The sequence below is a fragment of the Nostoc sp. DedSLP04 genome (assembly GCF_034530775.1).
Lineage (GTDB): Bacteria > Cyanobacteriota > Cyanobacteriia > Cyanobacteriales > Nostocaceae > Nostoc.
Genome location: NZ_JAVRCL010000037.1, coordinates 32063 through 45861 on the forward strand (window position 1 = coordinate 32063; position 13799 = coordinate 45861).

At 42.2% G+C, this 13799-nt stretch carries 13 protein-coding genes; 9 read left to right on the forward strand and 4 right to left on the reverse strand.

Annotated elements, in window-relative coordinates:
* Window positions 1–133: 133 nt before the first annotated feature.
* A complete protein-coding gene (locus tag RMX89_RS20955) occupies window positions 134–349 on the reverse strand; it encodes a KTSC domain-containing protein (RefSeq protein WP_322690287.1) in 216 nt (71 codons plus the stop codon).
* Window positions 350–648: 299 nt separating this feature from the next.
* Here RMX89_RS20955 and RMX89_RS20960 point away from each other — a divergent pair, with 299 nt between their 5' ends.
* From RMX89_RS20960 to RMX89_RS20985, 6 genes are all read left to right on the forward strand, one after another.
* Window positions 649–894, forward strand: a complete 246-nt coding sequence (locus RMX89_RS20960) for a UPF0175 family protein (protein WP_322690288.1) — start codon at window positions 649–651, stop codon at window positions 892–894.
* The gene (locus tag RMX89_RS20965; protein ID WP_322690289.1) at window positions 891–1379 is read left to right on the forward strand and encodes a DUF3368 domain-containing protein; all 489 of its coding nucleotides are present in this window, start codon (window positions 891–893) and stop codon (window positions 1377–1379) included. Before RMX89_RS20960 ends, RMX89_RS20965 begins: the two co-directional genes overlap by 4 nt.
* A 246-nt stretch (window positions 1380–1625) precedes the next feature.
* Entirely contained in the window at window positions 1626–2477 is an 852-nt protein-coding gene (locus RMX89_RS20970) for an ABC transporter ATP-binding protein (protein ID WP_322690290.1), read from the forward strand.
* Complete coding sequence (locus tag RMX89_RS20975; protein WP_322690291.1) at window positions 2434–3288, forward strand: ABC transporter permease; 855 nt, start codon at window positions 2434–2436, stop codon at window positions 3286–3288. The genes RMX89_RS20970 and RMX89_RS20975 overlap by 44 nt, the downstream gene beginning before the upstream one ends.
* Before the next feature lie 19 nt (window positions 3289–3307).
* Window positions 3308–3781, forward strand: coding sequence for a MarR family winged helix-turn-helix transcriptional regulator (locus RMX89_RS20980; protein WP_012410989.1), 474 nt, complete (start codon window positions 3308–3310; stop codon window positions 3779–3781).
* Window positions 3747–5015 carry an MFS transporter gene (locus RMX89_RS20985; protein WP_322690292.1) on the forward strand — a complete coding sequence of 423 codons (1269 nt, stop codon included), beginning with the start codon at window positions 3747–3749 and terminating at the stop codon, window positions 5013–5015. The genes RMX89_RS20980 and RMX89_RS20985 overlap by 35 nt, the downstream gene beginning before the upstream one ends.
* Before the next feature lie 228 nt (window positions 5016–5243).
* On the opposite strand, the gene RMX89_RS20990 is transcribed toward RMX89_RS20985, so the two are convergent.
* A complete protein-coding gene (locus tag RMX89_RS20990; protein WP_322673347.1) occupies window positions 5244–5669 on the reverse strand; it encodes a hypothetical protein in 426 nt (141 codons plus the stop codon).
* Between the two features lie 694 nt (window positions 5670–6363).
* Between RMX89_RS20990 and RMX89_RS20995 the strand changes: the two genes are divergently transcribed.
* Window positions 6364–7038, forward strand: coding sequence for a VOC family protein (locus RMX89_RS20995; protein ID WP_322673348.1), 675 nt, complete (start codon window positions 6364–6366; stop codon window positions 7036–7038).
* A gap of 51 nt (window positions 7039–7089) precedes the next feature.
* On the opposite strand, the gene recN is transcribed toward RMX89_RS20995, so the two are convergent.
* Window positions 7090–8838: a DNA repair protein RecN gene (gene recN / locus RMX89_RS21000; RefSeq protein WP_322673349.1), complete on the reverse strand. Its 1749-nt coding sequence runs from the start codon at window positions 8836–8838 to the stop codon at window positions 7090–7092.
* 347 nt (window positions 8839–9185) lie between these two features.
* On the opposite strand from recN, the gene RMX89_RS21005 reads away from it, so the two are divergent.
* Window positions 9186–11177 (forward strand): AarF/ABC1/UbiB kinase family protein, encoded by a 1992-nt coding sequence (locus RMX89_RS21005; RefSeq protein WP_322690293.1) that lies wholly within the window; start codon window positions 9186–9188, stop codon window positions 11175–11177.
* Between the two features lie 31 nt (window positions 11178–11208).
* On the opposite strand, the gene cysC is transcribed toward RMX89_RS21005, so the two are convergent.
* Window positions 11209–11781 carry an adenylyl-sulfate kinase gene (gene cysC, locus RMX89_RS21010; protein WP_322690319.1) on the reverse strand — a complete coding sequence of 191 codons (573 nt, stop codon included), beginning with the start codon at window positions 11779–11781 and terminating at the stop codon, window positions 11209–11211.
* Between the two features lie 898 nt (window positions 11782–12679).
* Here cysC and RMX89_RS21015 point away from each other — a divergent pair.
* Window positions 12680–13783 carry a TIGR03032 family protein gene (locus RMX89_RS21015; protein ID WP_322690294.1) on the forward strand — a complete coding sequence of 368 codons (1104 nt, stop codon included), beginning with the start codon at window positions 12680–12682 and terminating at the stop codon, window positions 13781–13783.
* The last annotated feature ends 16 nt before the right edge of the window (window positions 13784–13799 follow it).

The window sequence follows — 13799 nt, forward strand, 5'->3', positions numbered from 1 at the left end:
TGTAGTGAAATGTTATATCTCTGAGCAGCATACTTTCAGACAATATTAGGACTTACGCAAAACTACACAGTGTAAGGGCAATTCATCAATTACCCCTAGCTGAGAATCAGGGTTTCGGCTATTGTTTGCGTAATTACTGAATCTGTCGGTAAGGAAAACTTCCTTTCTTTATGTAAGTGTCAAGATAGTTACCGTGAGAATCCGCACTCATCAATCCAGTGTACAAAGACTCCGATACACCAGAGTACTGATAAACAGAACCTTTCAGGAACTCAACCTCCAAAATTTGTTGTTTTGCATCGTAACCGATAGAAGCAATGTTTGATGATGAAACAGAAGTTCTTTGCATTATCTTTTATCCAAACTATATTAACTTTGTTTACAACGATAATAGCAATATTACTCTACAGGTATTAGTAATATCACTGATATAGTAGCCACAACCCAAAACTCAGGGAGTATTTGCGCTGTCAGTAAACATTCCTCTCCCTGTGCAAGTATCGGAGTCCTGGGTTTTGGCGGACTAGGACAAGCAGCAACCAAGGTACTTACCCTGCTAATGATTTAAATAGTGACTGCAAATTTACCTGATTATCACTTGGCAATGCCAAGCTGCTTAGAATAGTAGTGATAGAGAGAATTATAATTATGAGCATCGTCATTTCTAATGAAATATTAACCGCAACTCGGATGACTGAAGGCGAAATGAAGCAGGAAATTGCAGTGATGCTCTTTCAAAAAGAAAAGTTAACCCTTGCTCAAGCCAGTCGGTTTGCAGGGATAAACCGTATAGCATTTCAGCATCTACTCGCAAGTCGTCAAATTTCAGTGCATTATGGGGTCGAGGATTTTGAACAAGATATAGAAAACTTGCGGGCGATGGGTAGACTGTGATCGTTGTCAGTGATACTTCACCCATTAATAACCTCGCCGCCATTAACCATCTTCATTTACTACAACAGCTTTATGGAACAGTCCTAATTCCTGAAGCTGTCTACCGAGAACTGACTGATCCTAACTTTCCAGTTGCGGGTGCAATTGAAGTCCAAACTTTTATCTGGATTCAAACTTGTCCAGTTCAAGATCGAGCATTGGTTGAAGCACTCAGCAATGAACTGGATATTGGTGAAGCTGAAGCGATCGCTCTTGCGCTGGAAACGAAAGCAGAGCAAGTTTTGATTGATGAACGTCGTGGCCGCATGATTGCAGCTAGGCTAAATCTTGGTTACACAGGGATTTTAGGGATTTTGGTTGAAGCTAAAAGCCAAAGGCTGATTTCTGCTGTGAAACCTTTGTTAGATGCTTTGATTAACCAAGCAGGATTCTGGGTAGCAGAACCTTTATACAAGAGGGTTTTGCAGCTAGTTGATGAAAATTAAATGTGGCATAGACTTTATAACTGAGCAGCAGTAGGCATTCTAAAAATTTTTTCACCTATTAACTCTCTTAGCAAGTGTTTGCGGTTAGTTTTTCAGTAATACTTCCCCTATCAATAACTTCGCCGCCACTATACTGAGTTTCCTTTTACTCTGATTCAAATTTCCGCCAGAAGTCTATTGACTTCTGGTAAATCTCTTGAGAAGCTAATAGTTAGATTTACTAATTAATAGAAGTGCATCAAACTTGTGACAATACTGACAGGAAAAATAAATCGATCGCAACCTCAAGAAGAACCAAAACGGTTGATTTTGGAAACTCAGGGACTCACACGCCGTTTTGGGAAGTTCACCGCAGTTAATAACCTGAGCATATCTGTGGAACAGGGCGAAGTATTTGGACTGCTTGGCCCCAATGGCGCAGGGAAAAGTACAGTTCTTAAGATGTTGACAACCTTACTGCCTATCAGTGCAGGGAAAGCAACCTTAGCTGGCTATGACGTGGCTCGTCAATCTAATCCTGTGAGACGGGCTATAGGCTATGTACCCCAGGCGCTCTCTGCTGATGGTAGCCTCACGGGTTACGAAAATCTCTTAATCTTCGCCAAGCTGTATGGAATACCTGCCAAAGGACGCGATCGCCGCATCTATGAAATTCTAGAATACATGGGTTTGCAAGATGCGGCGAAACGCTTGGTACGAAACTACTCTGGTGGGATGATCCGTAAGCTGGAAATTGGCATATCAGTTCTACATCAACCCCAAATTTTGTTTCTTGATGAGCCGACTGTCGGACTAGATCCCATCGCTCGAACTCAAGTATGGCAGCTTGTACTACAACTCTGTGCTGATTACGGCACAACTATATTTTTAACAACCCACTTTTTAGAAGAAGCGGATAACTTATGTAACCGAGTAGCGATTATGCAGCAAGGTGAAGTCGTTACCACAGGTAGACCAAGCGACTTAAAAGCTTCTTTAAATAACCCAAATGCAACTTTGGATGATGTCTTTATTTACTATACAGGCGACCAGTTAACATCAGGAGTGAACTACCGTGACACAGCAAGAACCAGACGTACTGCTCAACGATTGGGTTAAATCACCACCCACTGTCCGAGTAGATTTGATCTCTGCAATTAAAGAGCTAGTTACGAAAACCCTGGCGATCGCAGAATTAGAAATACGTAAACTCCGCCACGATCCCACTGATTTAGTCGTTCGGGCTGTGCAACCAGCCTTATGGCTGCTAATTTTTGGGCAAGTTTTCGCCCGAACTCGCGCGATTCCAACAGGAAACTTACCCTATTTAGACTTCATTTCTGCTGGTATTTTGGCTCAGAGTATTCTGTTTGTGGCAATTTTCAGTGGCGGAATGACCCTAATCTGGGAGCGAGATTTAGGGATTGTACATAAATTTTTAGCTAGTCCTACACCCCGTGTAGCGATGGTGTTGGGCAAAGGTCTAGCATGTGGGGTACGGTGCTTATCTCAGGTAATATTCATTTACGGATTGTCATTTTTATTAGGTGTCAAACTAAATTTTCATCCCCTAGCTATTCTCCAAGTACTGCTGCTAGTCATAATGGGGGCGGGAACATTTTGTATTTTTTCATTAATTATTGGCTGTTTGGTGAAAAGCCGAGAAAGGATGACGGGTATTGGACAATTGTTAACCATGCCGTTATTTTTTGCTAGCAATGCCATCTATCCGATCTCGTTGATGCCCAGTTGGTTAAAATTCATTTCCCATTTAAATCCGTTGACTTATCTGGTTGACGGGTTACGTAGCACCATGCTGTTGAATGGCACTAGCATCTATGGCTTTGGTCTGGATTGTACAATTCTCTTATTCACATTAATAATTTTGGCCATTCTAGGTGGAAAACTTTATCCACGGGTGGCCATGTAACTAGGAGAACAACAAGCCCATGACCTTGGATAAACCTAATCAAGGTGCAACTTCCGAAGAATGTGCCGCTAGAGTAATGGAAACAGTTCCATTGGTGATGCGGTTTATCCGAGCGGATATGCGTGCCCATAGTGCCGCTTTTTTATCTATACCTCAATTGCGATCGCTAGCATTTATCAACCGTAATCCTGGTGCTTCATTATCTGACTTAGCAGAGCATTTAGGTGTCACCTCTGCCACGGCATCAGCAACCATAGAACGCTTGGTACAACGCGACTTCGTGAAACGGATTGCTCATCCTCAAGAGCGGCGGCGGGTGCTGCTCAATTTAACTGAAGATGGAAAACACCATCTCAAGCAATCCCAAGATCAAACTCGTGCTCATATTACCGATCTGCTCAAAGGTCTTTCAGAAGACCAAATTTCCAACATTGAAGAAGGCTTAACTCTACTAAAAAATGTCTTCGAGAAAACAGAACTCAAAGCCCCATAACTTTGAGGTTGCACAACACGATCCCTTTGCAGCCTTTAAGTTTCGAGACTATCGGCTATTTACCATTGGACGGCTGGTGCTGTTCGTGGGGTCGCAAATGCAAACTGTAGCCATCGGCTGGGAACTCTATGAGCGGACTAACTCAGCGATCGCTTTAGGCGGTGTAGGACTGGCGCAAGTCCTACCGATGATTATTCTCACCTTAATTGCCGGAGATGTTGCCGATCGCCGCGATCGCAAAGTGACCATGTTACTCTCGGTAATGTTGCTAGCCCTCTGCTCCCTAGCTTTAGGGGTACTTTCTTATACTAAAGGTGCAATTTTTCTAATTTACGCCTGTTTAGTATTTACAGGTGTAGCGAGGGCATTCCTCAAACCAGCCAGTGATGCTTTGATGTGGCAATTGATACCTGTCACTGCTTTTACCAATGCAGCCACATGGAATAGTAGTAGCTTTCAATTGGCTGCTGTTATCGGCCCAGCCTTCGGAGGATTTGGGATTGCGCTATTGGGAAGTGCTACAGGGGTTTATGTGTTAGCAGCGATCGCAGCTTTACTGTGTTTTATTTTAACGCTGGCGATCAAACAGCAAAAAGTCACCCGCGCAACTGAGCCAATTTCATTTAAAGCACTTGCAGCTGGTGCTAAGTTTGTTTGGCAGAATCAGTTGATTTTAGCAGCGATTACATTAGATATGTTTGCTGTATTGTTGGGTGGTGCGATCGCGCTCCTCCCCATTTTTGCCAAAGATATTTTACACGTGGGGCCAGTGGAATTAGGATATCTCCAAGCAGCCCATTCCATCGGTGCTTTGACTATGGCGATTACCCTGGCATATTTACCACCGTTACGCAAAGCAGGCCCAGCCTTATTGTGGTCAGTGGTTGGCTTTGGGGTTGTCACAATTATCTTTGGGCTTTCTCGTTCCTTTTGGCTATCTATGTTGATGCTGATCCTTGGTGGCGCACTAGATAGTATTAGCGTTGTGATTCGCCATACATTAGTTCAAATCAGAACACCGGATCATTTGCGTGGTCGAGTTGCTGCTATTAATAGCGTGTTTATTAGTGCTTCAAATGAATTAGGCGGCTTTGAGTCCGGCTTGACTGCGGCTTTATTTGGCCCAGTGATTTCTGTTGTGGGTGGTGGAATTGGCACAATTTTAGTAGTGATTGCTACAGCTATGATTTGGCCAGGAATTCGTAAGTTAGGAGCTTTGCAAGAGTATAAATAAATTTAAAATGGCAGTATTAGATGATGGAGTTATATCCACTACTAAGTCTTCCATAGATAATAAAAATCCCATCCTATGTAAAAGCTACAAAATTATAATTGTTATCTTTTGCTAGGATGGGATTTTTGTTTAGTGAAAGTTGCACATCACATAATTAAAAGATAGATCAACCCAGACTTTTGGAATTATGTATAACTTGAATTTGCCCTTCAAGTTATACAATTGCCACTAAGCAGTTGGGCCACCACCACCAAAACTTGGTACACTGCCTCCAGTTGGAATACCATACTTAGAAGGGTCGAAGCTATCAGCCGTTGGAATACCATACTTAGAAGGGTCGAAGCTATCAGTCGTTGGGATGCCAGCGCTACCTAAACTAAAACTGCCTTCTTTTGGAATACCATACTTAGCAGGATCAAAGCTGCCTTCTTTGGGAATTCCATACTTATCAAAATCGAAGCTGTCAGCCGTTGGGATGCCATACTTAGCAGGATCGAAACTGCCTTCTTTGGGAATTCCATACTTATCAAAATCGAAGCTGTCAGCCGTTGGGATGCCAAAAGCGCCTCCAGATGCGAAAGGATCGCTGGGGTTGCTAGCCTGATCACCACTATTAACGGTATTACCAAAAACAGAATTTGAATCAGATGCCATTAGAGTTAATTCTCCTATTAGGACATAAATTTGGCTTCATTAATCAATATCACAAAGCAGAATTAAGCTTCATCTGTAGCTTTTTTATTGTTTTTTTAATTTCTAATCTTGAGCTTTTCGGACTAAATTACAGAGTTTTTTTAGGAAATTTACTAACTCCAAAAAACACTTGTAATTAATGCTATTTACCTAAAAAATATATAAAAACTTACCGTTCTATGCAATGAAAAATCTTTAGATGCTTATGTCAAATCTTTAGATACTTTTTCTATTGCAATTTGCAGGATAAACTCATTTAAATTTGTATAGATCGGACTTGACAAATTGGCTTCATGAGTAGAGAGACTATAATGCTGTATTTAAAAATTTCAAATAACAGATTGCTCGTATACTTGAAAAATTATCTAAAGTGGGAGGGCAACAAAGCTGTTCCTGGCTTGCTAGGTGCAGCGTCTCGCTCAGAAGAATACAAAGAGACAAGCTACTACGTAGCTTTCATCGGGAATAAAAGGAAGAGATAAGTTAAGAATTATTCGGCGCCAGTTTAGAGACAGTTAGTATTATTAGTTACTATAATTGCCTTGCAGGTGTCTGAGATTAGCTCAAAGTATTTGACTATAATAGTAGATATAAACCTTGTTTCTAAGCCTCAAATTTGAATAAATGCTATAGATTGTTTTTATAGGTGAGCATTATGAACAACAACCTTCCATTAAATCCTAGAAAAGGTTTTAACTTAGCCAAAACTTCAATGAATAAGGAGTCGCCTTTTGTAGAAAATGATGGATTGCTATTGTATAAAGATGGGTGCAAGACTCCAGAATTTCTCAACTCATCATTTTGCATACATCTCTTTGGTGAACGAGTTATTGTAGATCACTATGTACTGTTGTTTCCTGATTCAGAAGCTCTTACAGACTATGCTAAAGCTCTGATTAACTATGATGCCAAAATTACTGAAGGGCCAGGAAAATGGCCTGATGATTTTTGTCCTGAGCAAAACCTATTGCCTGAAGATGCTAGTATGTACTTTCTCTCAGCCTTAATGCCGTCAGGCATGATTTTGGTACTGCTTGCGCCTAACGCACCAGATGAACAGATTGCTAGCTTATTCCAACGGCAAGGTTTTAATACTGTCCATCACGTTGCAATTCTTGTTGATGATATCTATACAGCAGCAGAAGTATGGCAGAAGAAAGGTTTTATTCCTCTGTCTTTAACACCTCAAGAAGATGATTCCTTGTGCCAATGGTTTTTCCGCAATTGGGCAGGGCAAATTATAGAGCTAATCTGTCGGCGATGTATGGGCAAAGAGACTTTTTCCTGTGAGAATATTGCTGGTTTACGGCTTTCAGAATTGGCAGCCTAAATTTATAATTAGTAATTAGTAATTAGTAATTAGTAATTCGTAACTATTTGGTCAAGTATGCTTCGTGCTACGGTGGTTAGCAGCTTGTAATAATAGAGATTCTGCAAAAGCGATCGCATCAGTTGCAGATTTACCACCAGCCAACTGCGCTAGTTCTTCCCGACGGGTGTTTAAATTATCCAAGGTAGTAACTCTAACAACGGTACGCTGTTCGTCATTATCATTGTTGGCTTTTTTACCTTTACCTTGATTGATAGTTTGCTTATCTACCCGAAAATGCCGATCGGCCATTGCCGCAACTAAAGGTTGATGGGTAACACATAACACCTGGTTGCGTTGACTTAGCTGGTATAATTTTTCCGCGATCGCTTGGGCTACCCTTCCCGAAACCCCGACATCAATTTCATCAAATACCATTGTCCCAACTACGTCAACCTGAGAAAAACAAGCTTTCAGCGCCAGTAAAAAACGGCTCATTTCACCACCAGAGGCAACTTCTGTTAAAGGTTGCAGTGGTTCACCGGGGTTGGAACTAAACATAAAGGTAATTTTATCTGCTCCCATCGCAGTTGGGAAAGCTGGTAATATTTCAACCAGAAATTTCACCTTTTCCATCGCTAGGGGCTTGAGTTCAGCGATCAAACGTGATTCTAAATTAGCCGCCGCCTTACTCCGCAATTGAGTTAACTGATTACTTGCTTGGGTAAGTTTATCAAAACAGGCCTTTTCTTGCTGTTCCAGACTTTCGATAGATTGTTCGCTGTCGTTAAGTTGGGCTAATTCTGCTTGGATACGTTGGTAGTAAGCGATCGCTTCTTGTAGTGTCGGCCCATACTTACGACAAATTTGCTTTAACTCCTGAATCCGTTCTTCCACCTCTTCCAATCGCTGCGGATCGGCTTCTAAACCATCTCCATAAGCATTAATTTGCCTTCCCACTTCCATTACCGCAGCTTGCGCGTCCCGTACCAACTCCAATAGGGGTTGTAGTTGGTTATCGTATTCCACCATGTCATTTAATGTCGCCTCACTGTCTCCCAATAAATCACCTGCGGCGGGAGTTTCATGATCGTTTTGATACAAAGCCTGATAAACCTTGTAACTCATTTGTTGCAAATCGACGACATGATTCAGGCGTTCCCGTTCTTGTCCCAACTGTTCCAATTCATTAGGTTCGCCCAGATTGGCTGCTCCCAATTCCTGCACTTGATAAGTAAGCAAGTCGAGTTGTTGCAATCGTTCCCGTTCCGATGTCCGGCGTTTTTCTAGTGCTAAATGCGCCTGTTGGTAAGCACTGAAGCTTGCGGCGACTTTATGACGTTGCTGCATGAGAGAGTCGCCCCCATACAAATCTAACCAGTCGCGGACTTGGGCAGATTGTCCCACTTGTACAGTTTGACCTTGGGCGGTGATTTCCACCAAGCGATCGCGCATTCCTGCCATGATCTGTCGATTTACCAACACACCATTCACTCGCGATCGACTGCGGACATTACTCGTAGTGGCTGTGATTTCTCGGCTAATGACTACAGAATTTTCATCAAGCAAATCTATTTCTTGTTCGGTCAACCAAGCGGCTAAAGGAGCGTTTGAGGTGAAAGTAGCTTCTACCATCGCCCGACTTGTCCCCGTGCGAATGACTCTACTAGAGACTTTACCGCCCAAAGCAGCATCAATGGCATCTAAGATAATCGATTTTCCAGCGCCGGTTTCACCTGTTAACACATTTAGTCCCGCGCCAAATTCTAATTCCAATTGGTCAATTAGGGCAAAGTTTTCAATTCGCAGGCAAAGCAACATCAAGCCAAATTCTCCATGAGGGCAGATGCCGGATAATTCTAATTTACAGGATAATAAGTCTCATCTCTGAGCAACTAGCAATACCTAATACTATTGAACTAGTATGCCCGTTTAAGTGTAGCAGACTAGTGGGGAGTGGGGAGCAGGGAAAGAAGCAAGGGAGCAGGCTTGCCGTGAGCGTAGTCGAACGAAAGCAGGGAGCAAGGGAGAATTTTCCCCTTTGCCCCCCGCACCCTGCCCCTCTGCCTCTTTCAATGCCCAATACCCAATGCCCCATTCCCAATACCCAATTTCTAAACATATTGTTACAATACTTAATGTGATCGTTCTGACTGGTGGCCTTCTTCATGATTGTTAAGACACTTCCCCCTAGTTCCCGACCGATTCAGGAGGACAGTCGCAACGGCACAAATCGCCGAGGCGACGAATTAAATGTTATTGATGTAGTGCCAGAAGATGGTACATCAACGTTAGTTGTACGCTCACCAAGACTCTTAGCAGCCCAAAAGGTGAGAACAGCAGCCCAACCTGAGACGCTTTACGATCCCGTGGGCATAGCGGCGCATTATCGAAATAGAAAAGTGCAAGTTTTACGGCGGATTTTTGCCGTGTTGGGGCCAACTCTATCCTTTGTGTTTGGATTGTGGTCGGATAGTAAACGGGGAATTGTCGTTAAAAATGACCGCCGCCGAGCCACTCAGCTACGAGTATTGCTGACCCAATTAGGGCCTGCTTACATCAAAATTGGACAAGCTTTATCCACCAGACCGGATCTAGTTCCTCCCGTATACCTAGAAGAATTAACTAAATTACAAGACCAATTACCGCCTTTTCCCAACGAAATTGCTTACCAGTTTATTAAAGAAGAATTAGGCGCACCTCCAGAAGAGGTTTACGCCGAACTTTCGGCACAGCCAATTGCTGCGGCTTCATTGGGGCAAGTGTATAAAGGTAAGCTAAAAACTGGTGAAGAAGTAGCTGTTAAAGTTCAACGCCCCGACTTAAGAGAGGGAATCACCATTGACTTGTATATTTTGCGTAACCTCGCCGCTTGGGTGCAGAAAAAAGTCAAACGGGTAAGAAGTGACTTAGTTGGGATTCTTGATGAATTAGGCGATCGCATTTTTGAAGAGATGGATTACATCCATGAAGGTGAAAATGCCGAGCGATTTTTCGAGTTATATGGTCATATAAAAGACGTATACGTACCGAAAATTTACTGGGAATATACCAATCGTCGCGTCCTGACGATGGAGTGGATTAACGGCACTAAATTAACCCAGACAGAAGAAATTAGTGCCCAAGGGATAGATGCTCGTTATCTCATTGAAGTGGGTGTGCAGTGTTCCCTGCGCCAGCTGCTAGAACATGGATTTTTCCATGCAGATCCCCACCCTGGTAATTTGTTAGCGACAACCGATGGCAAATTAGCTTATCTCGACTTTGGGATGATGAGCGAGATTAAGCCACCACAGCGTTATGGTTTGATAGAAGCGATCGTCCACGTTGTCAACCGCGACTTTGAAGGATTAGCAAAAGACTACGTGAAGTTAGATTTCTTATCACCAGAAACCGATTTAACACCAATTATCCCAGCTTTTGCTAGAGTTTTTGCTGATGCCCAAGGAGCCAGCGTTGCCGAACTCAACATTAAAAGCATCACCGATGAACTATCAGCCTTGATGTATGAGTATCCTTTCCGCGTACCGCCCTACTACGCCTTAATTATTCGTTCCCTGGTGACGCTCGAAGGTATTGCAATATATATAGATCCAAACTTTAAAGTTCTCAGCGAAGCTTATCCCTACGTTTCTAAACGTCTGTTAACAGACCCAGCACCGCAATTAAGAGCATCATTGCAAGATTTGCTATTTAAAGATGGCAGATTTCGCTGGAATCGTTTAGAAAACTTGTTAAAAAATGCGCGTAATAGTCAAGACTACGACTTTAATTTAGTGCTAAATCAGGGGATAGAATTTCTATCATCTGAACGCGGTGCTTTTATTCGTGACAAGCTAGTAGATGAATCTGTTAACGGACTCGATGCTTTCGGTAAAAATGTTTTACATAACTTTACCTCCTTGTTACGAGAACGGGTAGGATTGACAGCAGTTAATAAAACTCCAGCAGCTACAGTTGAGCAACAGCAAACCTTGGAGCATATCAAACGTATATTAGGTATTCTCCGAGAAACAAGAGGCTTTGACCCAGTGCAAATTACATCCCAAATTGCTCAGTTATTGGTAAATTCAGATGTACAACGTTTAGGTCAACAAATTGCCAACCGCTTCACGCAGAAAGCTGTGGCCAGGTTAATTCGGCAATTATTGGCATCTTAATAAAAGTTATGAGTTAAAAACTTTATTTAACTCATAAATAATTCATTCTAGCAACTATATAACCCAACTCTTCTAGCTTTTCTAAGACCTTAGTTGCACTTTGAGCAACGCTTTCCTGGTTAGTTTTACATTCGACTTCAGGGCAGAGTGGTATTTCATAAGGATCGTCAATACCAGTAAAGTGCTTAATTTCTCCTGCTCTTGCTTTTTTATATAACCCTTTTACGTCTCGCTGTTCACAAACTGCCAATGATGCGTTGACGTAAACTTCAATGAAAAATGGAGTCATTTGGCGCACTTCTTCCCGAATTTCCCGATACGGTGAAATTGCCGAAACCAATACAATGACATTATTTCTGGCAAGAAGTTGAGCTACAAAGCCAATGCGCCGAATATTCTCTTTTCGATCCTCTTTACTGAAACCCAATCCTTTGCATAGGTTTTGACGTACCGCATCACCGTCTAGAACTTCAACTCTATATCCCTGTATCCGCAGTTCCTTTTCCACGAATTGACAGATAGTAGTTTTACCTGCACCACTCAAACCAGTGAACCATACTGTCACACCACACTCTTGTTGTCTCATCCTACTTTCGTCGTAAATTTTAAATGGCACACTAAAAAAACTTTTTTAAGTAATTGTGAGTCAAATAGTAATTTTATTTTTATAATCCTTTTTAGCAATAATTTCAGCAATTGCAAGGCACCCTATGTCAACCTTGCTACTTTTACCTCTACTGATTTCGAGTGAAAAATCGCATAGTTATACGTATTTAGGCTAAATATTTAATACGAAGGATGGCGATATATACGACAAGCTACATCTACGCATTTTCTCTACCCTAACAACGTAATTTGCCGTTATAGTAACAAAACTTGCCGATCGAGTTTTTAAATTATTGAAGTTTTAACTAATTTTTACATTCAGTATATATACAGTTTATTTTTAAATAAAAAAGTCTTTATTATAACAGTAGATTACCAAACAATATTTACCGCTAGGACATTATAAAAAACTAAGTTCAAAATATCTGCAAAGTTAGATCCAGTGGAGCTTTATGGCGGCGCGACCTATTTTCTGGGGTCGATTCCTTTAAGTACTGTTTCTGGTACAAGCTTGTTTATTGACAATGATGGCACGCTTAGTGGTCTGTGTCATCAATTCTGAAAGTTTCGTAGTGAACGATTTATCAGTCAATTTCAAGGGTTTTAGCCCTGACTACAAACTTTCACAACTCATCAAAACTAATGACATCAATCACTAGTACACTTTGGCATAAATTTGTTCACCTTTAATCAGTTGCTTTGAGCAACTTGTCTGCTTAATTGAGGTGATAGCTCGATTTACGCCATGCTGTACTAGTGCTTTGTGCCAGTAATTTTCGGGGTTCGTAGTTGGTGATTTACAGCTCAATTTAAAGGGCTGGAGCCACTGAGTATATTTTGTATTTAACTAAGTCTAAAGTTCTTCAACAAAATTTGAAATTTAATTCAACTGATTTATGTTGTCCACTTTTCCTACTACTGCGCCAGAAGAGAATAACTTAATTCAATGTGATGCCGATGGGGGATTTATTTCCTGGCTAAGTCAAACCGGAGGTTCAATTGCCATCACCACCTACCAAGCTGGAAAACTGGCACTAGTAGGCTGGAATGGAGAACAGATAACCATGCTGTTACGCCAATTTTCTAAACCAATGGGATTGGCAGTGAATGGTTCACGACTGGCACTGGCTACCCATCACGAAGTCTGTTTATTAGCCAATGCCCCCGCCTTAGCTTATGAGTTTTTAGAAGACCAGCCCGGACGCTACGATGCCCTTTATGTGCCACGGATGACATATTTTACAGGCGACCTTAATATTCACGACCTGGAATTTGGCAGAGAAGGGCTGTGGATCGTCAACACTCGCTTTTCGTGTCTTTCTGCTTTGAGTCCAGACTTTAGCTTTGTACCGCGCTGGCATCCGAAATTTATTTCTGAAGTAGTGCCAGAAGACCGATGTCACCTGAATGGATTAGCGATGGTGGATGGCAAACCCAAGTATGTGACTGCCCTCGGTGCGACAGATACCGTTGGAGGATGGCGACCGGGCAAAGCCAACGGTGGAGTCGTAGTGGAAGTAGAGAGCAATGAAATTATTGCAAATGGATTATCAATGCCCCATTCCCCAATTTGGCATGACGGGTTTTTGTGGTTACTCAACTCTGGAGCAGGGGAAATATGGCGCATTCATCCAGAATCAGGAGACAAACAAGTAGTTTGTGTACTCCCTGGATTTCTGCGGGGGTTGTGCTGCGTAGGATATTACGCCCTAGTCGGACTATGCCAGATTCGGGAACGGCATATTTTTGGAGGTTTGCCCATAACGCAACGATTTGAGCAGTTGCTCTGTGGTGTGGCAGTCGTGGATTTACGAAATGGGCAACAGGTGGGAATGCTGAAGTTCACCGCAGGCTGTCAAGAACTTTATGATGTACAGTTTCTTGCTGGTGTACAGCGTCCGATGGTTTTGAATCAGGAACGAAAAGAAATCCGCCAAGCATTTACTGCACCAGAGTTGAATTATTGGCTGCGACCGAGTGCAGTGATTCCTAATGACTAAGAAATCTGTTTAATCA